Origin of the sequence: Acidovorax sp. 62 (assembly GCF_002754495.1) — a bacterium.
In the GTDB taxonomy this organism is placed as follows: Bacteria; Pseudomonadota; Gammaproteobacteria; order Burkholderiales; family Burkholderiaceae_C; genus Acidovorax.
In genome coordinates, this window is record NZ_PEFJ01000001.1 from 2,980,494 (window position 1) to 3,002,696 (window position 22,203).

The 22,203-nt window shown below is 66.4% G+C and carries 23 protein-coding genes; 9 read left to right on the forward strand and 14 right to left on the reverse strand.

Annotation, left to right across the window (positions count from 1 at the left end; genetic code table 11):
- The first annotated feature begins 85 nt into the window (after positions 1–85).
- Complete coding sequence (locus CLU86_RS13365; RefSeq protein WP_099741940.1) at positions 86–1,108, forward strand: tripartite tricarboxylate transporter substrate binding protein BugE; 1,023 nt, start codon at positions 86–88, stop codon at positions 1,106–1,108.
- A gap of 291 nt (positions 1,109–1,399) precedes the next feature.
- Here CLU86_RS13365 and CLU86_RS13370 read toward each other — a convergent pair whose 3' ends face one another.
- The 4 genes from CLU86_RS13370 to CLU86_RS13385 all read right to left on the reverse strand — a co-directional run bounded on the left by CLU86_RS13370 (position 1,400) and on the right by CLU86_RS13385 (position 5,571).
- Positions 1,400–2,350: an ABC transporter substrate-binding protein gene (locus CLU86_RS13370; protein ID WP_369803876.1), complete on the reverse strand. Its 951-nt coding sequence runs from the start codon at positions 2,348–2,350 to the stop codon at positions 1,400–1,402.
- A 160-nt stretch (positions 2,351–2,510) separates the two neighbouring features.
- Positions 2,511–3,551, reverse strand: a complete 1,041-nt coding sequence (locus CLU86_RS13375) for an NAD(P)-dependent oxidoreductase (protein WP_233194998.1) — start codon at positions 3,549–3,551, stop codon at positions 2,511–2,513.
- A gap of 11 nt (positions 3,552–3,562) precedes the next feature.
- Positions 3,563–4,723, reverse strand: a complete 1,161-nt coding sequence (locus tag CLU86_RS13380; protein WP_099741941.1) for an acyl-CoA dehydrogenase family protein — start codon at positions 4,721–4,723, stop codon at positions 3,563–3,565.
- Positions 4,720–5,571, reverse strand: coding sequence for a class II aldolase/adducin family protein (locus tag CLU86_RS13385; RefSeq protein WP_099741942.1), 852 nt, complete (start codon positions 5,569–5,571; stop codon positions 4,720–4,722). Before CLU86_RS13385 ends, CLU86_RS13380 begins: the two co-directional genes overlap by 4 nt.
- A 276-nt stretch (positions 5,572–5,847) precedes the next feature.
- Here CLU86_RS13385 and CLU86_RS13390 point away from each other — a divergent pair, with 276 nt between their 5' ends.
- Positions 5,848–6,885, forward strand: coding sequence for an ABC transporter substrate-binding protein (locus tag CLU86_RS13390; protein WP_099741943.1), 1,038 nt, complete (start codon positions 5,848–5,850; stop codon positions 6,883–6,885).
- Between the two features lie 76 nt (positions 6,886–6,961).
- Positions 6,962–7,567 carry a molybdopterin-dependent oxidoreductase gene (locus tag CLU86_RS13395; protein WP_099743561.1) on the forward strand — a complete coding sequence of 202 codons (606 nt, stop codon included), beginning with the start codon at positions 6,962–6,964 and terminating at the stop codon, positions 7,565–7,567.
- 109 nt (positions 7,568–7,676) lie between these two features.
- Here the strand turns inward: CLU86_RS13395 and CLU86_RS13400 are convergent, their stop codons facing one another.
- Positions 7,677–8,915, reverse strand: a complete 1,239-nt coding sequence (locus tag CLU86_RS13400; RefSeq protein WP_099741944.1) for an MFS transporter — start codon at positions 8,913–8,915, stop codon at positions 7,677–7,679.
- Positions 8,916–9,071: 156 nt separating this feature from the next.
- Here CLU86_RS13400 and CLU86_RS13405 point away from each other — a divergent pair, with 156 nt between their 5' ends.
- Together CLU86_RS13405 and CLU86_RS13410 are read left to right on the forward strand one after the other, a co-directional pair.
- Positions 9,072–9,968: a LysR family transcriptional regulator gene (locus tag CLU86_RS13405; RefSeq protein ID WP_099743562.1), complete on the forward strand. Its 897-nt coding sequence runs from the start codon at positions 9,072–9,074 to the stop codon at positions 9,966–9,968.
- A 64-nt stretch (positions 9,969–10,032) separates the two neighbouring features.
- Entirely contained in the window at positions 10,033–10,263 is a 231-nt protein-coding gene (locus tag CLU86_RS13410) for a hypothetical protein (protein WP_099741945.1), read from the forward strand.
- Positions 10,264–10,299: 36 nt separating this feature from the next.
- Here the strand turns inward: CLU86_RS13410 and CLU86_RS13415 are convergent, their stop codons facing one another.
- The 3 genes from CLU86_RS13415 to CLU86_RS22840 all read right to left on the reverse strand — a co-directional run bounded on the left by CLU86_RS13415 (position 10,300) and on the right by CLU86_RS22840 (position 11,698).
- Positions 10,300–10,887: a DUF4304 domain-containing protein gene (locus CLU86_RS13415; protein ID WP_099741946.1), complete on the reverse strand. Its 588-nt coding sequence runs from the start codon at positions 10,885–10,887 to the stop codon at positions 10,300–10,302.
- A gap of 138 nt (positions 10,888–11,025) precedes the next feature.
- Positions 11,026–11,442, reverse strand: a complete 417-nt coding sequence (locus CLU86_RS13420; RefSeq protein WP_099741947.1) for a hypothetical protein — start codon at positions 11,440–11,442, stop codon at positions 11,026–11,028.
- Positions 11,443–11,524: 82 nt separating this feature from the next.
- The gene (locus tag CLU86_RS22840) at positions 11,525–11,698 is read right to left on the reverse strand and encodes a hypothetical protein (RefSeq protein ID WP_158236330.1); all 174 of its coding nucleotides are present in this window, start codon (positions 11,696–11,698) and stop codon (positions 11,525–11,527) included.
- Between the two features lie 408 nt (positions 11,699–12,106).
- On the opposite strand from CLU86_RS22840, the gene CLU86_RS13430 reads away from it, so the two are divergent.
- A complete protein-coding gene (locus CLU86_RS13430; RefSeq protein WP_099741949.1) occupies positions 12,107–13,522 on the forward strand; it encodes a leucine-rich repeat domain-containing protein in 1,416 nt (471 codons plus the stop codon).
- A gap of 182 nt (positions 13,523–13,704) precedes the next feature.
- Here CLU86_RS13430 and CLU86_RS13435 read toward each other — a convergent pair whose 3' ends face one another.
- Positions 13,705–14,730 (reverse strand): ABC transporter substrate-binding protein, encoded by a 1,026-nt coding sequence (locus tag CLU86_RS13435; protein ID WP_199175123.1) that lies wholly within the window; start codon positions 14,728–14,730, stop codon positions 13,705–13,707.
- 50 nt (positions 14,731–14,780) lie between these two features.
- On the reverse strand, positions 14,781–15,887 hold the full coding sequence (locus CLU86_RS13440; RefSeq protein ID WP_099741950.1) for an LLM class flavin-dependent oxidoreductase: 1,107 nt from the start codon (positions 15,885–15,887) through the stop codon (positions 14,781–14,783).
- A 272-nt stretch (positions 15,888–16,159) separates the two neighbouring features.
- Between CLU86_RS13440 and CLU86_RS13445 the strand changes: the two genes are divergently transcribed.
- Both CLU86_RS13445 and CLU86_RS13450 read left to right on the forward strand, forming a co-directional pair.
- Positions 16,160–16,621 (forward strand): SRPBCC domain-containing protein, encoded by a 462-nt coding sequence (locus CLU86_RS13445; RefSeq protein ID WP_099656526.1) that lies wholly within the window; start codon positions 16,160–16,162, stop codon positions 16,619–16,621.
- 21 nt (positions 16,622–16,642) lie between these two features.
- Positions 16,643–17,035, forward strand: a complete 393-nt coding sequence (locus CLU86_RS13450; protein ID WP_099741951.1) for a VOC family protein — start codon at positions 16,643–16,645, stop codon at positions 17,033–17,035.
- Between the two features lie 98 nt (positions 17,036–17,133).
- Here CLU86_RS13450 and CLU86_RS13455 read toward each other — a convergent pair whose 3' ends face one another.
- From CLU86_RS13455 to CLU86_RS13470, 4 genes are read right to left on the reverse strand one after another with little or no spacing between them, the layout of a single operon-like run.
- Positions 17,134–18,342, reverse strand: a complete 1,209-nt coding sequence (locus CLU86_RS13455) for a cytochrome c (RefSeq protein ID WP_099743564.1) — start codon at positions 18,340–18,342, stop codon at positions 17,134–17,136.
- 52 nt (positions 18,343–18,394) lie between these two features.
- A complete protein-coding gene (locus CLU86_RS13460; RefSeq protein WP_199175124.1) occupies positions 18,395–19,210 on the reverse strand; it encodes an ABC transporter ATP-binding protein in 816 nt (271 codons plus the stop codon).
- A complete protein-coding gene (locus CLU86_RS13465; RefSeq protein WP_099741952.1) occupies positions 19,204–20,292 on the reverse strand; it encodes an ABC transporter permease in 1,089 nt (362 codons plus the stop codon). The genes CLU86_RS13460 and CLU86_RS13465 overlap by 7 nt, the downstream gene beginning before the upstream one ends.
- Before the next feature lie 21 nt (positions 20,293–20,313).
- Positions 20,314–21,339, reverse strand: coding sequence for an ABC transporter substrate-binding protein (locus CLU86_RS13470; RefSeq protein ID WP_099741953.1), 1,026 nt, complete (start codon positions 21,337–21,339; stop codon positions 20,314–20,316).
- 186 nt (positions 21,340–21,525) lie between these two features.
- Here CLU86_RS13470 and CLU86_RS13475 point away from each other — a divergent pair, with 186 nt between their 5' ends.
- Positions 21,526–22,170 carry a cysteine dioxygenase gene (locus CLU86_RS13475; RefSeq protein ID WP_099743566.1) on the forward strand — a complete coding sequence of 215 codons (645 nt, stop codon included), beginning with the start codon at positions 21,526–21,528 and terminating at the stop codon, positions 22,168–22,170.
- Positions 22,171–22,203 lie beyond the last annotated feature (33 nt).

The following is a 22,203-nucleotide window of genomic DNA, read 5'->3' on the forward strand; positions in this document are numbered from 1 at the left end:
CCGAAGCCAAACCCCAACCAACCAGGAGACAAAACCCATGAACCCTACCTTGCGCGCCTTTCACCCCGTGCCCCAGGCGCTCCACATGCGCCCACGTTGCTTGCCGGCCAGCGCCGCCACCGCAGCAGCAGTGAGGTCGGTAGCCGTAGCACTGTGCGCCAGCGCGCTCATCGCACCCGCAGCGCATGCCCAGCCCCCCGCGCAGACAGCCTACCCCATCAAACCCGTGCGGCTCATCGTGCCGTTTGCTGCGGGCGGCACCACCGACATCATTGCCCGCGTGGTGGCCACTGGCATGGCGTCTGCGCTGGGGCAGCCCGTGGTGGTGGACAACAAAGGCGGCGCCGGGGGCGCGTTGGGCACGCAAGAGCTGGCCCGCCAGCCCGCCGACGGCTACGTGCTGGGCATGGCCACCGTGTCCACCACAGCGGCAGGGCCCGCCATCAACCCCAAGGTGGGTTATGACCCGACAAGCGACTTCACTCCCATCATCAACGTGGCCGCCACACCCAACGTGCTTGCCGTGCACCCCAGCCTTGCGGTACGCGACTATCAGGAGTTTGTGCGTGCGCTCAAGGCACAGCCTGGCAAATACAGCTACGCCACCGCAGGCACAGGCTCCATCGGGCACATGCAGATGGAGCTGTTCAAAAGCCTCTCGGGCACCTTCATCACCCACATCCCCTATCGCGGCTCGGGCCCTGCGCTCAACGACACCATGGCAGGTCAGGTGCCCATCGTGTTCGACAACCTGCCCTCAGCTCTGCCCTTCATCCAGTCGGGGCGGCTGGTGCCCATCGTGGTGGCGGCCCCCCAGCGCCTGCCCCAGTTGCCGGGCGTTCCCACCTTCAAAGAGGTGGGCCTGGAGCCCGTGAACCGCATGGCCTACTACGGCATCGTGGGCCCCAAAGGCCTGCCCAAGGCAGTGGTGGAAAAACTGGCCGCCGCTGTGATCCAAGCCACCGACAAGCCCGATGTGAAAAAACGCATTGAAGACACGGGCTCGCAGCTGATCCTGAACACCCCCGACCAGTTTGCCGCTCAAATCCGCGCCGAGCTGGATGTATACAAACGCGTGGTGGAGAAGCAGCGGCTCACACTGGACTGAGCGAAGCGCCCAGGGCCTGAACTGCCCGCACAAGTTGGACAGCGGCCATCCCGCCAAAGGGAGCGAATCACAAGACTCAGCCAGGTGGCCCTGGCTAAGCGGTGCGACAAGGCGAGGCAACAACGCCGGGGGATCTTTGTGAGCCGCTCTCAGGCCGCCTCTTCAGTAGGCATTCCACCGGGTTGAGTCCTCGCAAGCTCAGTGTGAGCGGGCGGGCCTTGTCCAGCGCCCATCGGGCACCACGCTCTGGCGCCCGTGCTTCGTCGCTTTGAACAGCCTCAGAACCTGTTCTCAGGCCAGCTGCGAGAACTGGCTGTCAAACGTCTTGCTCACATCGAGCTTTTGCTTGACCAGGCCCACCTTCAGGTAGAAGTCTGCGGTGCGCTGCTGGTCGGCCACCACCTGCGCGTCAATCGGCAGCCAGCGGGTGGCGCGGCGCTCAAACTGCAGGCGCGCGGCCTCTTCGGGGATGCCGATGACGCGGGCCAGTGCGGCGCCAAACTCGGCCGGGCGTTGGTACGACCAGACCTGGGCACGCTCCACGCGGGCCTTGAAGTCTTGCAGCACGGCGCGCTTGTTTTGCAGGGCCGATTCTGTGGCCGCCAAAAAGCTCAGGCCAGACGACAGGCCGCGCCCGCTGACCAGCACGCGCGCGTGCTTGCTGGTTTCGGCCAGCGCGGTGTAGGGCTCCCAGGTGGCCCAGGCGTCCACTGCGCCTTGCGTCAGCGCCAGCTTGGCATCGGCGGGCGGGATGAACTTGATCTGCACATCGTCGGCCGTGAGCCCCACCGCTTCCAGCGCCTTGAGCGTGACGTAGTGCCCGATGGAGCCCCGGTTGGTAGCAATGCTCTTGCCCTTGAGGCTGCTGGCGTCCTTGAGCGTGGACTGCGGCGTGACCAGGATGGCCGTGCCATAGGGGTCAGAGCGGTTGGCGGCAAAGGCCTTGACGCGGCTGCCTGCGGCCAGGGTGAAGAGCAGCGGCGCGTCGCCAATGGGGCCGAAGTCCACCGCGTCGGCGTTGAGGGCCTCGGCCAGCGGCGCAGCGGCAGGAAACTCCGTCCACTTGATGTCGTAGCTCAGGTCTTTAAGCTCACCCGCCGCTTCGAGCAGGGCGCGCAAGCCACCTTTTTGGTCGCCCGCACGCAGCACGGTTTTGGCCTGTGCATGCACCAGCACGGGCGAGAGGAAAGAGGCGGCTGACACCGAGGCGGTGAGCAGGCGATGGAACTGGCGGCGTTGCATGGTCATGGCAGATCAGATGAGGGGCAGGATGAACTTGCACCCATTGCATCAGCCCGCCCCCCAAACACCAACGAAGCGTTTTGCAGTTGGATATGCGGTTTGCAGTGGCGGTGTCTTGCGGCCGTTCGGCACTGCGCGGCGGCAGGCCATGCCCAGGCTTTCAGTAACTACCGTGGCCCCGCACCAGATCGTGCAGGGCCTCGCCGCGCACATAGCGCCCCAGGTTGTCTGCAAACTTTTGCGCCGTGAGCGCAGGCGCATTGGCGGCAGACCACGAGAGGTGCGGAGTGAGCACCACGCGGGGGTGGTGGTACAGCGGGTGGCCCTCGGGCAGGGGTTCGGGGTCGGTCACGTCCAGCGTGGCACGGGCGATGCGGCCGTCGTCCAGCGCCTGCAGCAAAGCGGTCTGGTCCAACAGCGCGCCACGGGCAATGTTGACCAAGTGCAAGCCAGGGCGGGCGTGCTGCAATGTCTGTGCGTTCAGCACCTGGTGGGTCTGCGCCGTCAGCGGCAAGGCCAACACCAAGTGGTCTGACTGCGCCAGCAAGGCCTCTAGCGAATCCACCCACTGCACCGCATCGGCAGGCGCGCGAGACGGGGGCTGAGGCGCTGTGGCCGATGCCGCAGGCGTGCGCCGCCAGGCCAGCGTGCGCAGGCCCAGCGCTGCAGCGCGCTGGGCGATGGCCTGGCCAATGGCGCCATAGCCCGCCAAGCCCAGCGTCTGCCCTTGCAACAAGGCCAGCGGGCTGTGGGTGGCGCGATCGAACGTGGCCCGCCACTGCTGCGGGCTGTGCACGCGCAGGCTGGTCCAGTTCTTGGCATGGTCCAGCAGGGCGGCCAGCACGTATTCGGCAATGGGCACTGCGGCCACGCCACGCGAGCAGCTCACCTGCGGCACGTCCCACAGCCAGGGCGGGTAGTAGTCCACCCCGGCCGACGTCACGTGCACCCAGCGCAGGCGCCCAGGCCAGCCTGCAGGCCGCGCTGGTGGTGGCTTCAGCCAGCCGTTGCGCGGGCCGGTCAGCAGCACATCGCCCTGCGCGGCCACGGCCCAGGGGGCATCGCTTTCTGCGTCCAGCAGCTGCACGCCCAGGCCCGCAGCCTGCACGGCCTGGGCAGCAGCGCGGCCCGCCTGGTTGATGACCACGGGGCGTGGCAAAAACAAAGGCGAAGGCGAAGGCGAAGAGAGGGAAGAAGGCACAGCGGCCACGTTCACAGCCCCAGCGCCAGGCGCCCCGCCGCCACACGGGCGCTGTCGTCTTGCGGAGTGTGGATGCGGCCGCACAGCACGTCGCGCAGGTGGCGCTCCAGCGGGTTCTTGCGGGCCAGGCCGTGGTTGCTGGTCAAGGCCAGGGCCTGCTCCACCGCCTGCACGGCGTTGCCAGTGGTGATGGATTTGATGAGGCCGCTGTGCACGGCCGACAGGGGCGCGCCCTCGTCCGCATCGCGGGCCAGGCTGGCCACCAGGCGCTGGTTGGTCAGCAGCAGCGCCTCGATGCTGCCCAGGGCCTCTTGCGCACGCGGCAGGGTAGCCAGCGCTGCGCCCAGGCTGGCGGGCTTGCGTTCGTGCAGAAAGCGCACCAGCCAGTCGCGCGCGGCCTGGGCCACGCCGGTGTAGAGCGCGCCCAGCATCACCGCCATCTCCACCTGCAGCCAGGGCTCGCCGCCAGCCCAGTCGGCCGGGGCGCGCAGGTCGATGGCGTGGTCGAGCGGAATGAGCACATCGTCCAACACCACGTCGTGGCTGCCGCTGGCGCGCAGGCCCAGGTGGTCCCAGGTCTCGACCATGCGCGCGCCGGGCAGGCCCGCTTGCACCAAAAAATTACCAACACGGGGAACCACCTCGTCGGTGCGCGCCCACACGCTGTACCAGCGCAGGATGGGCGAGCCGGTGGAATAGATTTTGTGGCCGCTGATGCGCCAGCCCTCGGGCGTGTGCCGCGCCACGGTGGCGGGCAGGCCGCCGCGTGCGGGCGAGCCCAGCTCGGACTCCACGCGCAGGGCGTTGACCAGGGATACGCCTGCCGCCGCCTCGGCCACCAGCTTGCGCGCCAGTGGCTCGGGCCACGAGCGCGCCGGGCGCGAACCGGGTACGCGGCCCATGCTGCGGTGCTGGATGTACTGCATGGTCAGCACCAAAGCCGTGGCCGGGCAGGCGTAGCCAATGGCGCCGATCACGCTGCCCAGCTGTGCCAGCGTGGCGCCCTGCCCGCCCAGCGCCTGGGGGGCGGCCAGCGTCAGCAGACCGGCCTGGTGCAGCGCCTCAAAGTTCTCGAACGGAAAGCTGCCATCGGCGTCGTGCGCCGCAGCGCGGCTGGCAAACTCCACCGCCAGCGTGCGCGCCGTCTGCTCCCAGGTCAGTGGCGCATTCACTGCAGCACCTCGGGCTGCTGGCGCACCACGATGTCGTACAGGCTCTGGAACGCATGCTCGGCCCCGCCGGGGCGGCCGATTTGCGAATGCGTGAGCGCCGCCACCTCGGGCGAAATCGGGCTGGGTGTACCGGCCGCCTCGGCCAGCAGCTGGGCCTGGCAGGCGTTCTCTAGTGCGATGTACCACCACGCGGCCGACTCCACCGAAGGCCCGGCCGTGAGGATGCCGTGGTTCTTCAAGATCACGGCCTTGTGCTGGCCCAGCGCCTTGCCGATGCGAAAGCCCTCGTCCGTCTCCAGCACCACGCCGCTGAAGTCGTCAAACAGGCCATGATCGCCGTAGAACACGCAAGAATCCTGCGTGAGCGGGTCGAGCTTGCGGCCCAGGGCCGACCAGGCCTTGCCGTAGGTGGAATGGGTGTGGGCGGCCGCCACCACATCGGGGCGCACCTCGTGCAGGGCGGCGTGGATGGCGAAGGCCGCACGGTTCAGCGGCCCCTCGCCCACCACGATCTCGCCTGCAGCATTGACCAAGAGCAGGTCAGACACCTTGATCTGCGAGAAGTGGATGCCCAGCGGGTTGACCCAGAAGTGGTCGAGCCGCTCGGGGTCGCGGGCCGTGATGTGGCCCGCCAGGCCGTAGTCAAAACCAAACTGCGCAAACAGCCGAAAGGCCACGGCCAGGCGCTCCTTGCGGTAGCGGCGCTCGGCCTCCAGCGTGGGGCGCGCAGGGGCCGGGTCAAACCAGTCTTTGCGCTGCGGGTGGGGGTTGACGGCCAGGGCCGAGGGCGCAGAGTGGACGGAGGCATCGGCAAAGACATCGGGCACGGGCTTGAGAACGGCGGACATGGCGGCGGCTTTCAGTGGGGGTGGTTTCAAAAAGGAAGAGAAGGCAGTGCGCCCCCACCATAGAAGCCTGCGCCCCCACCGCCAACGAAGAAATCCGCGTGACCACATGCGGTTTTGGCATGTGCAGCAGCGGCGCCCGCAGCCACGGCAGGGCAGCGGCAAGACGCCCTCATTTCTTGCATATCGATGCTACGCAACAGTCTTTGCACAGTGGCCGCGCTTGGCCGAATCTCGCGGTCTTCTCCATCGATCCACGTAACCCGCCTCACTCCTGCCATGTCTGACACCCATCCACTGAACCGCCGCCACCTCCTGCAAGCCAGCCTGAGCGCCGCCGCCTGGGCCACCACGGCCAGCATGCCGGCGTGGGCCGCGCCCCCGGCCCCCACAGCGGCCGACCTCTCCAAAGTCACGCTGCGCATCGGCTATTACAAGGGCCTGTGGCGCCCGCTGATTACCGCTGCAGGCCTGGCACAACCGCCATACCGCATTGAATGGCGCGAACTGAACAACGGCGTGCTGCACATCGAGGCCCTGAACGGCGATGCACTGGACGTGGGCTCGGGCAGCGAGATCCCGGCCCTGTTTGCCGCACGCCAAAAGGCGCAGGTGCGCTTCATCGCCGTGGTGCGCGAAGACCTCAACAACCAGGTCACGCTCGCGCGCAAGGACGCGCCCATCCAGCGCATTGCCGACCTCAAGGGCAAGCGCGTGGGCTATGTGCGTGCCACCACGTCGCATTATTTTTTGAGCAAGCAACTGGCCGAGGCGGGCCTGAGCTTCAACGACATCCAGGCCATCAACCTCACCCCGGCCGACGGCCTCTCGGCCTTTGACCGGGGCGACCTGGACGCCTGGGCCATCTATGGCTACAACGGCCAGCTGGCGCGGCTGCGCTATGGCGCGCGCGTGCTCAAAACCGGGCTGGGCTACCTCTCGGGCAACTTCCCCATCTATGCCAACCCGCGTGCGGTGGACGACCCGCTCAAACACGCCGCCATTGCCGACTACCTGCAACGCCTGCGCCGTGCCTACCTGTGGGCCAACAGCAACTACCTGGCCTACGCCCAGGCCCAGTCTGCCGAAACCCGCGTGGCCGTGGGCGACTTGATTGAGCTGTGGAACAACCGCAGCACCGACTACGACCTGCGCGCCGTGGACGACAGCGTGGTGCAAGGCCACCAGGCCGTGGCCGACACCTTTTTGCAACTGGGTGTGCTGGACGGGCCCGCACAGGTGGCGCCGCTGTGGGACAAGAGCTTCAAGGCGGCGCTGGCGGCGCCCCTGGCCGCGCAGGTGGCAAAGGCTGCATAAAACACCGCCAGCCCGGCACGCTGACCGCTTACCATCCGGCACTCAACCGACGCAAAAGGGGACCAGGATGACAGCGATAAATAAACGCAATTTTGTGGCGGCTGGCGTGGGCCTAGCAGGCCTGTGGGGTGCGGCCAGCGCCAGCCAGGCGGCCCAGAAAGCGGCCCCCAAAACCGCCCTGCGCGGCCCGGCGCTGCTGACCGTGAGCGGCGCCATCACCCAGCCCAACCGGGGCGCGCTGGACACCACCATCGACCAGATGATGGGCAAGCACGGCATTCAGTTCAACGCGGCCTACGCGCTGGACGCTGCCGCGCTGCAGCGCATGCCCCAGGTCACCATCCGGCCCACGCTGGAGTACGACGCCAAGCGCCACACCCTGCAGGGCCCGCTGCTCACCACCGTGCTGGCCGCTGCGGGCGTGCCCGCCAACAGCCCCGTGCAACTGGTGCTGCGCGCCGTGGATGGCTACACCGTCAACATCAGCCTGGCCGATGCCCATGCCTACCGCATGCTGGTGGCCACCCACATCGACGGCCAACCCATGGCCCTGGGCGGCCTGGGCCCGCAGTGGGCCGTGTACGACGCCGATGTGCTGCCCGCCTTCCAGGGCAAAACCCTCAAGGAACGCTTTGCCCTGTGCCCCTGGGGCCTGTACCACATCGACGTGCAAAAGGCCTGATTCCACCGGTGTACGAACCCAGCGGGTGGACGTTAGCGCCGACCCAATCGCTATCATTTCAATAGCTTTTAGCGCTTAATCCAAAAGCGCTAGAGGCACTTTTCATCCATCACCGGCCCGCCAGCCGCACACCCAGCGCTGCCAGCGACCCCGCCGTGGCCAGGGCCACCACACCCAGCCAGCCCCACTGTGCCAGCGCCAGGCTGCCCAGCGCCGCCCCGGCCGACATGCCGATGAACATGCCGGTGAACAGCAGCGCATTGAGCCGGCTGCGCGCTGCGGGGTCGATGCCGTAGACGATGGTCTGGTGCGCGACCAGTGTGGCCTGCACGCCAAAGTCAAAGCCAATGGCGCTGACCACGATGAGCCCCAGCTGCGCCTGCGCAGGCAGCAGCGGTGCCAGCGCCATCAGTGCAAACGAGGCAGCGGCCAGCCCTGCGCCATAGCGCGTGACCACCTCGGGCCCGCGCTTGTCAGCCAGGCGCCCGGCCAGCGGCGCAGCCAAAGCCCCTGCCGCACCCGCCAACCCAAAAGCCCCCGCCGCCGCCGTGCCCAGCGCAAACTGGCTGTGCAGCATCACCGCCAACGTGGACCAGAACGCGCTGAAGCCCACGGCCAGCAGCCCCTGCGCCCAGGCCGCGCGGCGAAGCGCCGCGTGCTGGCGCCACAGCGCCACCATCGAGCCGATCAGCGCGCCATAGCCCAGCTGCGTGGTCGGCGCAAAGCGCGGCAGCCCGCGCCACACCGCCACCGTCAGCAGCGCAATCGCCACGGCCGCCGCCACATACACCGTGCGCCAGCCCCACTGCTGCGCCACAAAGCCGCTGACCACACGCGACAGCAATATGCCCAGCAGCAGCCCCGTCATCACAATGCCCACCATGCGCCCGCGCTGTGCGGCCGGGGCCAGCGTGGCGGCAGCGGGCACCACGTCTTGCGCCACCGTGGCCGCCAGCCCCACGGCCAGGCTGGCCGCCAGCAGCGCGCCCATGCCGGGCGCCAGGCCGCTCAGCAGCAGCGCCAGCATCAGCGCGATGGACTTGATGACGATGATGCGGCGCCGGTCATACCGGTCGCCCAGCGGCGCCAGCAGCAAGATGCCCAGCGCATACCCCAGCTGCGTGAGCGTGGGCACCAGACCCACCACGCGGCTGTCGGCCTGCATGTCGGGCCCCAGCACGCCCAGCATGGGCTGGCTGTAGTACAGCGAGGCCACGCTCAGCCCCGCCGTGGTGGCCAGCAGCAACAGCAGCGGCGCGCTCACCGCGCCCACGCCCTGCTCTGCGGACGCAGCGGCCGGGGCTGCACCCGTAGCACCGCTTTCATGCACATTTTGAATGGAAGACATCACAACACCATCGGTTGAAAAGGAATGGGGCGATTGTTCTGTCCAGACGTCGCTCTGGGTAGTGGGCTGAATTGCAGATTCGTTATACGCTTGGCGTATGACCGCCAACCTGCCAGCCCTCCCCCCCCGCCACCCGGCGCCGACCGCATCGAGCTGATGCAGACTTTTGTCCGCATCGTCGAAGCCGGCAGCCTGTCTGCCGCCGCACAGCAACTAGGCACCAGCCAGCCCACCGTCAGCCGCCGCCTGCAGGCGCTGGAGCGCAGCCTGGGCATCAAGCTGCTGCAGCGCTCCACCCATGTGATGAAGCTGACCGAAGACGGCGACCGCTGCTTTGCCCATGCCAAGGCCCTGCTGGAAGACTGGCGCGCCATGGAAGACGACCTGCGCGGCACGGCCGACACCCCGCGCGGCACCCTGCGCGTGCTGGCACCGCACGCCTTTGGACAAGACCAGTTCATCGCCCCGCTGATGGCCTACCTGCGCCGCTACCCCGAGGTGGACGTGGAATGGATGCTGCACGACCGCCGCCCCAACTTCATCGCCGAAGGCATCGACTGCGCCATCCAGGTCGGCGCGGTGGACGACCCCAGCGTGGTCGCGGTGCGCCTGGCCGAAGTGCCCCGCATCGTGCTGGCCGCCCCTGCCCTGATGGCCGGGCGCCCCACGCCCCGGCACGCACAAGACCTGCAGCCCCTGCCCTGGCTGGCACTGAGCACCTTCTACCGCCGCGAAGTTACGCTGACGCAAGAGCCCGGCGGCGAGGCCCACACCTTCGGCATCACGCCCCGCCTGGCCACCGACAGCCTGTACGCCCTGCGCAGCGCCGCCCTGGCCGGGCTGGGGGCGTGTATTTCATCGGCATGGATCGTGGACAACGACGTGCGCCAGGGACACCTGCTGCACCTGGTGCCCAACTGGCATGCGGCGCCGCTGCCGGTGTACTTGGTGTACCCATATGCGCGGTTTTATCCGGCACGGCTGCGGTTGTTTTTGGAGGCGATGCGGGGGGCGATGCCGGGGTTGGTGGGGATGCGGGCGGTGGGGTCGTGAGACCATGGCGACCCCGCCCATACAAGCCGGCTGTCACGCAATCATCCAAGGAGCCGCTTCCGCCATGCCGCACCGCTTTAATGTTTTTGGACGCATCATCGCCATCGAACGATCAGAGGCCGGATGGTCCGCGTTCCACGTCAGCAACGAGGGCAAGCGCCGCCCCGCAGGCCTGGCGATTCCCTCTGATGTACCACCGGCCGAGCTGACGCAGTACCTGTACGACATCTACCATGAGTCGGCGACACCGACGAACGGGGATGTCTTTGAGATTGCGCCTGGGCGCAGTGGCTAGCGAAACAGAAGCAAAGGCATCCGAGGATGCCGTCGCTCAGAACTTCAGGCCCAGCGACGCCGCCACAGATTCAAACGTGCAGCCACGGTCCGCAAAGTGGTCGGCCTCGGCCTGCACCAACCGCCGCGCATCTTCCAAATGGCCCACGGCATAGGCAATCAGCGCAGGGAAGCTCCAGGGCACAGCGCGCGCCCAACCCAACGCATCGAAATCCTTCACGTTGTGCACCGCAGCCAGCGGTTGCACGTAAACACGCTCCACCACAGATGCGATTTCGCGGGCAAAGGCCTCCATCGGTGTGTCAGTCGGCACGCCATAGAACGCCGGTAGCGCCGTATCCAGGCACTCCAGCCTCACCATGAACTGGCAATGTTCGTACTTGGGCGTGGGCGGAACCAACTCGCCACGCAGGGCAAAAATCTCGTCAAACATCACCCCGGCGTTGAGATAAAACACTCCCTCGTCGCCTCGGTTCCATTGAGAGAGTTGCACGTTGAAGTAATGGGTAACCGCCCCTGCGGACCGCCAAAAATTCAGGCCGCTTTTTCTGAAACCATGGGCTTTGAACATGGGCGCAAGTCCCCGCGCCACAACGTCTTTGATGCGATCTTTGGAACTTTGCATGGGTGCCCCGCAGGCTCGCGGGTGGGTATCAAAAACGAATTACGTGGGGCACCACAAACAACACATCACTGATGTGAGAGCGATAGCGCAGGACAGTGCCTCAACTTTGGCACGTTGCGCTCAGTGTGAGCGCGATGGTCAACCGTTCTCCCGATCGTAAGAGCCAGTGCGCACGGGAGGATCGAGCGATTCGCCGGACTCAAAATAGTCTGACACCACGCCGTGTGCATATTCATGCCAAGACGAGGCTTCACTCGGTATATGCACCACGTTGACCGCCCCCAGGTTTTCGTCTTCCGTGGGCTTGGCGCGCTCCAAAAAACACAGCTTGGGGAAATAGCGCACGTTCTCTTCCTGAAACCAACCCGCATCCAGTTCATACGCTTGGCTGAACATGAACTGCGCGCAGATCTCTTGCCGCTGTTCAGACGACGCAATGCCGTTCTCACGCAGCGCCGCGTTCAAGCGATGGGTCATGAGCGCCATGAACGTCATGGAGACTTCATCGAGCGTTTCGACGGTGTGGTCATCGTCGTGCTGGATCTGGATGGGCATGTGGACGTTTCCTTCGAATGTGGAAAAGTTCGGCGCTACCTTGGAAGTCAGGAAGCTGGCCGGAATTTGTCTCTATCTTTATCTAGTAGTTCGATTTGAACCGCAGAAACACCAGCCCGATGACAGAGCCCACAAAGCCTGAAAGTGCAGCGGCCAGATAAATCTCGCGATCAGACAGCCAATGGGCTGTGAACACAAACTTGAGCAAACCTGCCACCAGGAAGAAGCCGAGCAAAGCGCCGATGCCCGAATACATGCGGGCATCCAACGTATGCGCAGCCTTTTTGAATTGCTTTGAATGCCCTTCGGCCTCGTAAATCAACGTGGTCCTGCAATTCAGGCACCGCACGTCAGTGGCCGCATTGAATTGACTACAAGTTGGACATTGCACTAGACGCTCCCTCGGCTTTGTTGGTTTAAGTAGCCGAAGTGTAGCCAGAGACCCGGCTCAACAACAAATGAAGTTCGGCGTGTATCCCATGGAGGTGGCCGTAGCGACTTGGCCAAATCCGTCTTCCCGCTGATGCACCGCACCCACTGGACAACCTGTCCACTGCGTTCGCAGCGATGCCCCCTATGATCAACGGACGCAGCCCGCTTCATGCTGGCAGCTCGCTTTTAGAGCGCTTTGTGCCCCCTGTTCCATCACACCCAACCTGACACCATGGCCCAGATCAAATCCAAGTGGACCGACTCGGTCTACACCCGCGTCAAGGTACTCAACCACTCCAAGGGCCTGCGCCTGGAGCGCTTTACCAGTGAAGAACTGGACCAAATTGCCGACTGCGACGATGTGCTCGAACTGACGCTGGACCGCAGCAAGATGAAAGAGCCCTTGGACTTGGCGCGCATCGCCCACATCGCCAGCCTGCGCAAGCTGGAGCTGCAGGGGCTGAAGTTCACCAACCTCCAGGCGCTGCGGGCACTGCCGCGCCTGGGGACGCTGATCATCGACAACTGCCGGTTCTCGGACTTTGATGCGCTCAACGGCTTCAAGGTGTTGAGCCACCTGTTCCTGTTCAACAACAAGTTGACGGCCATTCCTGCAGGGCTGGACCTGCCGCAGCTCAAGGCCCTGTTCCTGTCGGGCAACAACATTGCTGACCTGCACTTCGTACAGAGCTACCCCGGTCTGGCCTTGCTGCATGTGGACCGCAACCAGATCACCGATCTGTCCCCGTTGGCCGCATGCCCGGCCGTGGTGGACCTGGACGTGCAGGAAAATCCCGTCACCAGCCTGGCACCGCTGGCGGGCAGAAAATTCACCAGCTTTTACGCAGACCCACAGCACCACGAAGAGCAGATCGCCCTGCGGCTTAAGCAGGATGAATGGCCCAGGGGGGAGCCCGTCGCAGAAGACCTTAAGGCAACGCGCCACGTGGCCGACCTGATGGCGAAAAATGATTGGCCAGCGCTCTACGCCATCACCGATTTGGCGCTGCTGGGCCGGGCCTTCGCTAGCTTATTGAATCGGCGTGGTGACGCAGCGACCCTGCGCGGTGCACTGGCGCACCCGGCGGAGGGCGCATTCCACGCCATGGTCGCCAACGGCCTGCGCCCGGACAAAGCGATGTCGGACTTGCTGGCGTACGTGCTCTGTGAAAACGGCGAACGCACCATCGCGCCGATGACCGAGTGCTTTTACACGGCGCTGGCACGGCCCACCTACCAGGAGGAGTTCTACGTCGGCAAGATGGAGTCCGAGCACGAGATCATCATGTGCGTCCTGACGGGTATCGCCAGCCCGGCCTGCACCGAGCTGTTCCTCGCCTTCTTCAACGAGCGCGAAGGCTTCTCTGAGAACTATCTGTACCTCTGCAAGCACCTGCTCGACGTGGTGGGTAAGACCAAGTCTGCGCAGTTGGCGGAGCCCATCATGGACCTGCTGCGCTTTGAGCAGAAAATCATCGGCGGCGACCCAGCCTTCATGAAAAAGATCTTCAAGGCCATTGGCCAACTGGGCCGCAAGGCCGACGCCGCCATGCTTGCCAGCCGCTTCAATGCGGCCGCTGAAGAAAGACCGGATGTGCTGCTGGCGTATGAAGCCACGCTGGCGCGTTTGGAGAAAAAGAAAGCCTGAGACGTTCAGAGCAGCGGGGATGGCATGGGCCCGGCAAGCTGCAGGGCTTCGTCCCATGCACTCCAGCCTCGACGAAGTAAGAGCAAAGAGCAGCACCCAAACGCTCTCATTTCAATAGCTGCCAGCGCTTATTCTTTAAGCGCTGGAGCCATTTTTGATTCAAATCCGGGGCTGCAGCCCGATCAGGCAGCCCCGCGCCACACCTGCGCATCCGTGATCGCCGCCACATCCACCCGTGTGGGCAAGATGCCGTCGCGGGCGGAGCGATCGGCCACCGTCTGCAGGGCTGCGATGTCTGCCTGCGTCACTGGACGGGCCGCGATGGCGGCGCGGCCGGTGATGATGCGCGACGCTTCGATGGGCAGGCGGGTGAGCTGGGTGTAGACCTGGGCATAGGCCTCGCGGTTGGCCAGGGCCCAGTCGCCAGCGCGGGCCAGGCGGTCGAGGTACTGGACGATGGCGGCGCGTTTGGCGGGGTCGGCCAGAGCGGCGTCGGTGGCGGTGATGAAGCCCAGCGCGGTGTTGATGCCGCGCCCGTCGCGCAGGATGCGGCCGCCTTGTTGCAGGGCGATGGTGTAGTAGGGGTCGAAGATGGCCCAGGCGTCGATTTGCCTGGACGCGAACGCAGCAGCAGCATCGGTGGGCAGCACAAATTTGACGGTGACTTCTTCGCGCTTGACGCCCGCTTCTTCCAGCGCGCCGTAGAGCTGGTATTGCGAGATGCTGCCGCGTGCGGACGAGACGATCACGGTTTTGCCGCGCAGGTCGGCCACGCTGCGCAGGGCGGAGTTGCCTTGCACCACGATGCCCAGCGAGTCGGGCTGACCCACCCGGGTGGCCACGATTTTGAGCGGGGTCTTGCCCACGGCGGCGGCCAGCACGGGCAGGTCGCCCGCCATGGCGGTGTCTACCGCGCCGCTGCGGTGCGCTTCAAACAGCGGGGCTGCGCCCTGGAAGTTGGCCCAGCGCCAGGCAAAGGGTGCGCCGTCGAGCGTGCGCGCTGCCTCGAACAGGGCGCGCAGGCCGCCGGCCTGGTCGCCCAGCACCAGGGCGGCCTGTCCACTGGATTGGGCGCTGGTTTGAGCCCAGGTGGCAGCGCCCGACAAGGTGCCTGCCATGCCCAGCGATGCGGCGCCCATGTGCTGCAGCCAGCGGCGGCGGGTGCCGTGTGCGGGGGGGATCGGGACGGTGGGAATCAAAGGGCTCATAGCGTTTGCAGGTTCCGTGGGTTGCACGTCGGCAAGGGGGTGCACGGGCATCACGCGGCCTTGCGTTCGGCGGGCTGGGCGGCGCGTGCGGCTTCGCGCTCGGCTACTTTGGCGCGCACCAGGGGCAGCAGGTCGCGGCCATAGGCAATGGCGTCCAGCAGCGGGTCAAAGCCCCGGATGAGGAAGGTGGTGATGCCCAGGTCGTAGTACCTGAGCAGCGCGTTGGCCACCTGCTCGGGCGTGCCGACCAGCGATGTGGTGTTGGAGCGCCCGCCGGTTTCGCGGGCAATGGCCGTCCACAGGTGTTCGTCCACGCGGTCGCCCTTGGCGGCATCGGCCAGCAGGCGGCGTGCGCCTTCGCTTTGCTGCGGGCCACCGCGTGCGTAGCCTTGGTCCACGCGCAGGCGGCGGGTTTCTTCGAGGATGCGGTAGGCGCGGGCCCAGGCTTCGTCTTCGGTGGCGCCCAGGATGGGGCGGAACGAGATGCTGAACTGCACGGTGCGGCCGTGGCGCGCGGCCTCGGCGCGCACGCGGCGCACCAGGTCGCCCGCCTGCTCCAGCGATTCGCCCCACAGGGCGTACACATCGGCGTGCTTGCCCGCCACCTGCAAGGCGGGGGCGGATGCACCGCCAAAGTAGATGGGCACGTAAGGGGCCTGCACGGGCTTGACCTCTGACCACGCGCCTTTGACACGGTAGTACGCGCCTTCGTGGTCAAAAGGTTTGTCGGCCGTCCACACCTGGCGCAGCAGGCCCAGGTACTCGTCCGTGCGGGCGTAGCGCTCGTCGTGGCCGACAAAGTCGCCATCGCGCTGCTGGTCTTCGTCTGAGCCGCCGGTGATGTAGTGCACGGCTACGCGGCCACCGGTGTAGTGGTCGAGCGTGGCGAGTTGGCGTGCCGCCAACGTGGGCGCCACAAAGCCGGGGCGGTGGGCCAGCAGGAACTTGATTTTGTCGGTGACGGACGCTGCGTAATTGACGGTGAGCAGCGTGTCAGGGCTGGAAGAGCTGGCGGGCACCAGGATGCGGTCAAAGCCCGCGTGCTCGTGCGCCTGCGCAAACACGCGCACGTAGGCTGGATCGACTGCCGGGCCTTTGCGGGTGATGGTTTCAGAGACTTCGTGCGGCTGGATCATGCCGATGAACTGGACGGACATAGCGGGCTCCTGGAACAGGGAAGAGGGGGAAAAGTTGCAGCCCATGATCTGCGCCCGCCCCGGCCACGCCAACGAAGAAAAACGTGTTTGTAAACTCTGGCTTTGCATACCTGGCCACCGCAAGGCAAGCACAGCACGCAAAACCCGCGAAAGCGGCGAAAGGTGCTGATCGTGTGGTGGCGAGCCCAGGACATTGCAAGCGTGACTGCGCCGCACCGAGGCGCAACCACAGACGGACAGGACGAGCCCCCTCAACCAGCCAGGAGCCCCCGATGCCATCCACACCCCAAGCCAGCGCCGCCACATTGGCCACCGAACGCGTGCTGCACGCCAGCCCGCGCAAGGTGTTTCAAGCGTTCAAACAACCCGAGCTACTGGCCCGCTGGTGGGGGCCTGCTGGCTTCAGCAATGCCTTTGAGCAGTTCGACTTCACGCCTGGGGGGCGGTGGGTGTTTGTGATGCACGGCCCGGACGGCAAGCACTACCCCAACGAGTGCGTTTTCCGGGCCATCGAGCCCGATGCACTGGTGGTGATTGAGCATGTGGTGGCCCCGCACTTCACGCTGACGGTGCAGCTGCGCCCGCAGGGTGAAAACCACACACACCTGGCGTGGGCCCAAACGTTTGACAGCGCAGAGGTGGCCGCCCAGCTGCGCGACTTTGTGGTGCCTGCCAACGAACAGAACCTGGACCGGCTGCAAGTGGTGCTGCTGAGCCAGTCGCAAAGGGCGTAGCCCAGGCAGAGGGGACACACCATGCTCTCTCATGTATTCGTGGGCATTTCCGACTTTGAACGCGCCCTGGCGTTTTACCGGCCGGTGCTGGCAACGCTGGGCGCCCAAGAGCGCTTTTGCGATGCCGCGCGGCCCTGGGCGGGGTGGGAGTCCACGCCAGGGCCCCGGCCGCTGTTTGTGATTGCCCGCCCCTTCAACGGCGAAGTCCCCAGCCCAGGCAACGGCCAGATGGTGGCCTTTATGGCCGCCACGCGAGGCCAGGTGGATACCGCACACGCAATGGCGCTCGCCCTGGGCGGCCAGTGCGAAGGCCGCCCGGGCCTGCGGCCCGAGTACCACGCGGACTACTACGGTGCGTACTTTCGGGACCCGGATGGCAACAAGCTGTGCGTGGTGTCGCATGGGGTGGCATAGCGCCAAGATATTTAACCAAAACGGCACCTAGCGCTTTATCCATAAGCGCTAGCAGCTATTAAATTGTGAGTAAACGGTGCACCACTGCACCACACACCTCAATGTGGAAATCCACCCCGGCGCAGGCGCACGGGCTCGGCGTCCATGCGGCGGATGAGGGCTTCGAGGCCATCAGCGGCGGGCGGAGTGGATGCTGCTGGCCGGGTGGGAGCCGCATTGGCGGGCCCAGCGGCACGGCAGACCAGGTCATCCTCCGACCACCCGCCCTGCCCTGGCAGCGCGCGGGCACGCAGCCAGCCGTTGCGGTCTGCCAGCATTTGCGCGCCCTGCGCGCCTTGCAGGCCCTGATCCCCATCGACCGCTTGCCCCAGCACCCAGGCCAGCACAGGCAGGGCATCGGGCTCTTGCACGGTGCATTCGGCGCGGTCGGCAGGGTCGCCAGCCGCCACCGCCTGGGCAGGCACCCACAGGGTGAGCAGGCGCGGGTCGTCTGGCGGCAGCGCGGCAACCCCGCCGCCCAGCACCACACGCAGGCGCTGGCCCTGCAGCTGGCGCACGCTGGTGGCACCTGTGTGGCGGCAGTGCACCCGGGCCTGGGGCATGCGCACGGGCTGGGCCCAGGCGCCGGTGTCGCGCAGCAGCTGGCCTGCCGCGTGGGCCTGCAGGTAGTCCAGCACCTGCCACACCTGCTCGTCGGCCAGGTCGGCAAAGGCGGGCATGGTCTGCACACCCGCAGCGCTCTGCATGCCGTGGCGCACGCGCCAGAAGAGCTCGCCCTCCAGCCGCTTCCACAGCAGCGATCCGTTCAGCGTGGGTGGCCACATGGGTAAGCCTGCGGCATCGGGCCCCTCGCCCTTGCCGTCAGCACCGTGGCAGCGCACGCACTGCTGCTGGTAGATGTGCGCCCCCTGCGTGATGGACTGCACCGTGAACCCTGTGGGCGATCGGTGCCAGCTGGTGGGCACAGCCGGGGCCTGCAACAGGGCCAGTGCGGGCCAAGGGGCAGTCAAGGCGACCACCAACAGGGCCGGGGCCAAGGCCCAGCGCGCCCACCGCCAGCGCAGCGCCAACAGGGCCAGCACCCCCAAGCCGAGCACACAGGCCAGCAGCGCCGTGGCCTGGCGGGCCAGCTGGGGTTCTTGCGCCAACACCTCGGCCGCCAGGCGCTGCACCCACGGCCACGCGGGCTGACCGTGCACGTCGGGCAGCCAGCCCACGGCGTGCAGTGCTGCTTGCAGGGCTTGCTGACTGCGCTGGGCCAGGGCCAGCAAGGCGTCCAACAGATCAGCGGGCAAGGTCCAGGCCATCATGCAGCGCCCACGCTGCGGCAAAGGGCGGTGGCAAGGTCAAACGCAGTCGTCACCAACTCGCGTCCAGCCCCAGCAGTGCCAGCGCCTGGTGCCGCAGCTCGGCCAGGCGCGGGTGGCCCCGGTGGCGCGGGTAAGGCAAGTCGTTCACCAACACCTGCTGGATGGTGGCGGGCCGCTCCGACAGCACCACCACGCGCTGCGCCATGAACAGGGCTTCTTCCACATCGTGCGTAACCAGCAGGGCCGAAAAGCCGGTGCGCTGCCACAGGTCCACCAGCTCGGTCTGCATGGCCAGGCGGGTGAGCGAGTCGAGCTTGCCCAGAGGTTCGTCCAGCACCAGCAGGCTGGGGTCGTTGACCAGGGCCCGTGCCAGCGCCACACGCTGCGCCATGCCGCCCGAGAGCTGGTGCGGAAAGGCCTTGCCAAAGGCCTCCAACCCCACCAGTTGCAGTGCCTGGTCCACGCGGTGGCGGTGGGTTTTGAGCAAGCCCCGCGCCTGCAGGCCCAGGGCCACGTTGTCCCACACAGTGCGCCAGGGGAACAGCGTGGGGTCTTGGAACACCACGATGCGCGATGGGTCAGGCTGGGTAATGGGCGCGCCGTCTTGCAGCAGCTCGCCCGCCGTGGCGGGCTCCAGCCCCGCCACCAGCCGCAGCAGAGTGGATTTGCCGCAGCCGCTGGGGCCCAGCAGGGCCACAAACTCGCCGGGCTCAATGGCCAGGTCCAGCTCGTCAATCACCTGCAGGGCGCCACCGGGCAGGTCAAACCAGTGGCTCACGTTGCGCACGTCGATGCGAGCACCCGTGGAGGTGGCCGCCTTAGCTTCCGCAGCGGGGGCTGCAGGGACGTGGGTTGAAGTCACCATTTCACAATCCCCTTTTGCCAGGACAACACCCGGTCACGCAGCGCAAACAGCAGCGAGATCACGCCCGAAAACAGCAGCGCCATGATGATGAGCGCGCCATACATGTTGGGGTAGCTGGCCCAGCCCTGCGCCCAGGTGAGGTACCAGCCCAGGCCCGATTTGACGCCCAGCATCTCGGCCACCACCAGGGTGGAAAACGCCGCGCCCAGCCCCATGAACAGGCCCACAAACACCTGCGGCAGCGAGGCCGGGATGGCCACGCGCAGCACCAGGAACCACGGCGATGCGCCCATGGTGCGGGCCACGTCGTAGTAGTTCTTGTGCACGCTGGCCACGCCCGACCAGGTGAGGATGGCCACCGGGAAGGCTGTGCCCAGCGCAATCAGAAAGATGGCCGTGGACCAGCTGGAGGGGAAAAAGTAAAACGAGATGGGCAGCAGCGCCGTGGTGGGCACCGGGCCCAGCACCCGCAGCACGGGGTGAATCCAGTAATTGGCACTGCGCGACCAGCCCATGAGCACGCCCACCACAAAGCCCACGCTGGCGCCAATCGCAATGCCCAGGGCCAGCAGCTTGAGCGAGTTCCAGGCGCTGTCGAGCAACCGCGCCCAGTCGGTCACGTACACCTCGGCCAGACTTTGCGGCGGGGCAAAGAACGGCGGGGGCAGCGTGCCCAGTTTGGCGGTGTAGACCTCCCACACCGCCAAGCCCACGGCAATGGCCACCAGCCAGGGGCCTGCGCCGCGCAAGCGTGCGGCCTGGCGCCCGAGCAGCCCGGGCCAGGCCACCAGCAGCCACAGCACAGCGGCAACGCCCCAGGCGGCCACGGCAAATTCCTGCGTGTAGGCCCAGTCGCTAAAGCCCACGGGCAGGTTGGGCCAGAACCAGGTGATGGCGCCCAGCGCCGTCCAGGCCAGTGCGGCGAACAGGCCCGTCCACCACAGGCGGGCCTGGGGTGCCCTGGCTGCGGGGGTTGCCTTGGGCATGGCGCGTGCAGCGGCGGGAAGTGATGGCCGTGCCGTGTGTGCGGGTGCAGCCGCCGTGGGCAAGCCCGTGGGGGTGAGCGTGGTGCTGTGTGCCATGGTGCAACTCCTGGGGCGCGGTCAGGCCAGCACGTCCACCGTCACATGCTGCGCAAAGCGCGCGGCATCGGTGTTGGGCTTGAGAACGCCCACCAGCTTGAAGTCGCGGGCGTAAAACTCCACCTCTTTTTGCAGCGCCACACCGCTGGGGTGGTTGCGGTGCGTGAGGGTGCCCAGCACAGCGCGCAAGTCGTCCACCGGCACCTTGGAATAGGGGCTGTAGATCTTGGCGGTTTCGTTGGGGTAGTCGGCCACAAACTCCGAGCCCTGGTTGATGGCGCGCACCAAGGAGGCCACCAGGGGCTTGTCAGAGCGGATGAGCTTGCCGCCCACGCCCACCACGCAGCAGGTCTTGGCCGCGTATTCGCCTGAGAGGTTGGTGGCCAGCTCCACCAGGCCCTTGGTGCGCCGCTCTATCAGGAAGAGGTTGGGGTCGCCATCGGCAATGGCGTGGGCCTCGCCCTTTTCTACCGCCAGGCCCAGCATGTCGCCGGGGAACTGGCGCCAGCTCACGTCTTTTTCCGGGTCGAGCCCGGCCTTGGTCAGCAGCACGGCAAAGAAGTTCTTGCCGGGGCTGTTGAGGTCGGACACCGCAATGGTTTTTCCCTTGAGCTTGGCGATGCTGGTGATGCCCGCCGGGCCATAGCCCACCAGGCGCGAGCAGCCGCCGTGGCTGCTGCCCACCAGCTTCACGTCCAGGCCCGACTCCAGCGGCTTGATCCAGCGGTGCACCATGCCCACGGCCGCATCGGCCTTGCCGGTGGCGATGGTTTCGAGCAACTGGTCGGTAGAGCCCGCAAAGTTCACCAGCTCGACCTTGAGGCCCTGCTTTTCAAAAAAGCCGCGCTCAATGGCCACGGGCACGGCAGACAGGCACACGGCATTGGCGTTCCAGGCCAGCGTGAGCGGGCGCAGCTTGCTGCTTTGGGCCAGCACACTGCTGCCCACCACGGCCGCCGCACCGGCCACTCCGGCGCCTGCTGCCGTGCGCAGCACGCGCCGCCGCGACCAACCACCCGATGCTGCTGCCCCTTGATCCTTGCCCATGCGAACCTCCTGTGAATGCAGTGAAACTGTTGAAGCCTGTGAAACGCCAAAGCAGGGATGAACCCGTGCCTATCGACCGTGGCGCTATTGCAAGGCCAACCCGCGCTCGGGAGAACGAACAAAATCACGCATCGATATGCAAAAGTTTCAGCAGCACAAAAGCCGCAAATGCGGTGCAATGCGAACATGAGCACAACCCCCACCCTCGCCCGCCTGCGCGAATTTGTGCAGGAGCTGGCCGCGCTGCTGCAGCGCAACCCCACCGAGCCCGATGTGCTGGAACGCGGCGGCGCCCTGCTGGGCCGTCTGGTGGCGCACGACGACTGGCTGCCCACCGCCTATGCCAAGCCGCACCCCGACCGCTACCAGCAGTACCTGTTGCACGCCGATGCACTGGGGCGCTTTTCGGTCGTGAGCTTTGTGTGGGGGCCGGGCCAGTCCACCCCTATCCACGACCACACGGTGTGGGGCCTGATTGGCATGCTGCGCGGCGCAGAGGTGGCCCAGCACTACGCCCAAACCCCGGAAGGCCGCTGGGCCCCCGAAGGCGCGCCCACGCGGCTGCTGCCGGGCCAGGTGGAGGCGGTGTCGCCCCGCATTGGCGACGTGCACCGCGTGAGCAACGCACTGGCCAACCAGACCTCCATCAGCATCCATGTGTATGGCGCCAACATTGGCGCGGTGGAACGGTCGGTGTACCTGGAAGACGGCACGCGCAAGCCCTTTGTCTCGGGCTACAGCAATACCGAGTTGCCCAACCTGTGGGACCTGTCAGCCGAGCGCAATGCCGCGCTGCGCGCAGCCACGGCAACGCCCCAGCCGGCCCCTTGAATCGCCCCAATCGTCCCCTCTGATTTCTTTGCC

Coding starts and splice junctions, on each gene's coding strand:
- CLU86_RS13365 (WP_099741940.1), top strand. CDS start 86: ATGCGCCCACGTTGCTTGCCGGCCAGCGCCGCCACCGCAGCAGCAGTG.
- CLU86_RS13370 (WP_369803876.1), bottom strand. CDS start 2,350: ATGCAACGCCGCCAGTTCCATCGCCTGCTCACCGCCTCGGTGTCAGCC.
- CLU86_RS13385 (WP_099741942.1), bottom strand. CDS start 5,571: ATGTCCGCCGTTCTCAAGCCCGTGCCCGATGTCTTTGCCGATGCCTCC.
- CLU86_RS13390 (WP_099741943.1), top strand. CDS start 5,848: ATGTCTGACACCCATCCACTGAACCGCCGCCACCTCCTGCAAGCCAGC.
- CLU86_RS13400 (WP_099741944.1), bottom strand. CDS start 8,915: ATGTCTTCCATTCAAAATGTGCATGAAAGCGGTGCTACGGGTGCAGCC.
- CLU86_RS13405 (WP_099743562.1), top strand. CDS start 9,072: ATGCAGACTTTTGTCCGCATCGTCGAAGCCGGCAGCCTGTCTGCCGCC.
- CLU86_RS13410 (WP_099741945.1), top strand. CDS start 10,033: ATGCCGCACCGCTTTAATGTTTTTGGACGCATCATCGCCATCGAACGA.
- CLU86_RS13415 (WP_099741946.1), bottom strand. CDS start 10,887: ATGCAAAGTTCCAAAGATCGCATCAAAGACGTTGTGGCGCGGGGACTT.
- CLU86_RS13420 (WP_099741947.1), bottom strand. CDS start 11,442: ATGCCCATCCAGATCCAGCACGACGATGACCACACCGTCGAAACGCTC.
- CLU86_RS22840 (WP_158236330.1), bottom strand. CDS start 11,698: ATGTATTCGGGCATCGGCGCTTTGCTCGGCTTCTTCCTGGTGGCAGGT.
- CLU86_RS13430 (WP_099741949.1), top strand. CDS start 12,107: ATGGCCCAGATCAAATCCAAGTGGACCGACTCGGTCTACACCCGCGTC.
- CLU86_RS13435 (WP_199175123.1), bottom strand. CDS start 14,730: ATGAGCCCTTTGATTCCCACCGTCCCGATCCCCCCCGCACACGGCACC.
- CLU86_RS13440 (WP_099741950.1), bottom strand. CDS start 15,887: ATGTCCGTCCAGTTCATCGGCATGATCCAGCCGCACGAAGTCTCTGAA.
- CLU86_RS13445 (WP_099656526.1), top strand. CDS start 16,160: ATGCCATCCACACCCCAAGCCAGCGCCGCCACATTGGCCACCGAACGC.
- CLU86_RS13450 (WP_099741951.1), top strand. CDS start 16,643: ATGCTCTCTCATGTATTCGTGGGCATTTCCGACTTTGAACGCGCCCTG.
- CLU86_RS13455 (WP_099743564.1), bottom strand. CDS start 18,342: ATGGCCTGGACCTTGCCCGCTGATCTGTTGGACGCCTTGCTGGCCCTG.
- CLU86_RS13460 (WP_199175124.1), bottom strand. CDS start 19,210: ATGGTGACTTCAACCCACGTCCCTGCAGCCCCCGCTGCGGAAGCTAAG.
- CLU86_RS13465 (WP_099741952.1), bottom strand. CDS start 20,292: ATGGCACACAGCACCACGCTCACCCCCACGGGCTTGCCCACGGCGGCT.
- CLU86_RS13470 (WP_099741953.1), bottom strand. CDS start 21,339: ATGGGCAAGGATCAAGGGGCAGCAGCATCGGGTGGTTGGTCGCGGCGG.
- CLU86_RS13475 (WP_099743566.1), top strand. CDS start 21,526: ATGAGCACAACCCCCACCCTCGCCCGCCTGCGCGAATTTGTGCAGGAG.